Genomic DNA, 1,491 nt, shown 5'->3' with positions numbered 1-1,491 from the left:
GGCCTCGGGGCCGGGCTCAAAGTCCGGAGGCCGCTCGCAGTCGGCGTAGCGGCCCTGGACGGTTCACCGTCGACGGCGACGAACTCGCCACCGGAATCTGCCATCACCACGCCCTGGCGCCGGCCGAAAATCAGCGCGCGCATCTGCCGCTATAGGGACGCAGCTCGCCTCGTTCCAGCCGGGGCCGGGTCGGTCAGCGCAGCAGGGTTATGGCATGCCGCCGGTGTCGCTCGTGACGCCGGCGTCGTAGGCCCGGATGTCGTCCCCGCCGTACCCTTGGCCGCGGATGCTGCCGCGACCTCGACGACCCTTGTCTACGCTCTGGCGAATGGCGCTACGAGCCGCGTGCATCGTCTCGGGTTCACCCTGACTGCTCGCCCGCCGTAACGCCCACCGCCGTAGAAGCAGTGCGGCCAGCACAAGGGCGGCAAGGACCAGCGCCGCAGCAGTCACTGCGATCCACGAGGTGTCTTCCACAACGTGGATCGTAGGAACGGCGGGCCAAACTCACATGCCGCTGACCGGGTGCGTCTGTGGTGGTCAGCTGGCCCCATGTTCCCACGGACGCTCGATCCACGGATTCTTGTCGAGGTAGGTGGTGAGCCTAGGGAAACGCTGTCTCGTCCTGGCCTCGTCGGTCAACTCGGCCGGACTCCCGGCCGGTGCGTCGGATCCGGGACACCCATCGATAGCGAATGGTGCCCCGGTGACCGCGATGTACGCTTCGAGCGGTAGGCCGCAGAACCAGTCGATCCGAGCGTTGTGTCGGTCGGGCGCTAACTCCACAAGGCTGTCAGGGTCGTCCTGGACACGCTGCATGGTGGACCGCCCGTGCGACACGATCCAGTCCTGTACGGCAAGGAAGTCATCGTCGTCGAAAGGGCCCAGCAACAGCGTCGCGGCGTCCCGGATTGGCCAGCGGTAAAGCTCGTCCTGTGCCTGGAACCAAAGTTCCTCAAACTGTTCAATCTCGACCGAAGTCAACGCGCGGAGGCGGCGAAGGAGCGCCTGGGCAACCCGTTCGGTGTCACTGCCCACCTCACGCCGGGCACCTTCGACGATCCGCCAGAAGACCATCCACTCCACTGCCAGACCGTACCAAGTCGTGTTGGTGCCCTCGGACGTCGGCGCGACGAGCCTCTCGAGGCATGTTCGGTAGGCACGGGCCAGCGTGAATCAAGATCGAGCGTCCGGATCTGCCGCTGACGGCTCGGTCGAGCCATGCAGTTGCACGCTCAGCCCAGTCGGTGTCGGCGGTACCGCAGGGAGGGATCGCCCTCCTCAATCCCGTTCTCGTCCAGCGCGTTGTAGATCGTCAACCAGCCGCTCACGAATCGCAGGCCCAACGCCACGGCACCGTCCGCCAGGTCACCCCCTGCCCACTCCAGAACCTCCACCGCCTCAAGCCTCTGCCCGTGCCGAGCAGCCAACAGTCAGCCATTTTCATCGTGCGTAGCGGTTGGCTTCGACGTGGTGCAGGACGAGGATGGC

Annotated in this window: 2 protein-coding genes; both read right to left on the bottom strand. The window is 66.1% G+C overall.

Translation table 11 applies throughout. From position 1 onward, the window contains the following. Positions 1–540 precede the first annotated feature (540 nt). Positions 541–1,077, bottom strand: coding sequence for a DUF4240 domain-containing protein (locus tag AWW66_RS32155; protein ID WP_083979313.1), 537 nt, complete (start codon positions 1,075–1,077; stop codon positions 541–543). 158 nt (positions 1,078–1,235) lie between these two features. Then, entirely contained in the window at positions 1,236–1,397 is a 162-nt protein-coding gene (locus AWW66_RS32150; protein ID WP_157528326.1) for a hypothetical protein, read from the bottom strand. Positions 1,398–1,491 lie beyond the last annotated feature (94 nt).

Origin of the sequence: Micromonospora rosaria, assembly GCF_001567585.1 — a bacterium.
Taxonomy (GTDB): domain Bacteria; phylum Actinomycetota; class Actinomycetes; order Mycobacteriales; family Micromonosporaceae; genus Micromonospora; species Micromonospora rosaria.
This window is presented reverse-complemented; position numbering and strand designations above follow the sequence as displayed.